General features: G+C 32.4%; 1 protein-coding gene. It reads left to right on the top strand.

The genetic code is table 11. The features are described from left to right. Nucleotides 1-210 (top strand): transposase family protein (locus FFR48_RS28790; RefSeq protein WP_137669654.1); only part of this gene is annotated, 210 nt, incomplete at both ends.

Genomic DNA, 210 nt, shown 5'->3' with positions numbered 1-210 from the left:
CAGGACCAACTAGCGATATTTCTTTGTTTAGAGGTCAACAAGAAAAATTTGATTCTGGACAGAGATTTCAAGGAGATAAAGCTTATATAGGTGGAGATAATATGACTACACCTCAGAAAAAGACCAAAAATAAAGAATTAACGGATGAACAAAAAGAAGCAAATAAAAAGCTGTCTAGTAAACGAATTTTTGTAGAGCATATCATCAGAA

This window comes from Sphaerospermopsis reniformis, from assembly GCF_005402885.1.
Classification (GTDB): domain Bacteria; phylum Cyanobacteriota; class Cyanobacteriia; order Cyanobacteriales; family Nostocaceae; genus Sphaerospermopsis; species Sphaerospermopsis kisseleviana.
Note: the sequence above shows the minus strand (reverse complement) of the source record. Positions and strands in the feature narration are given on the sequence as shown.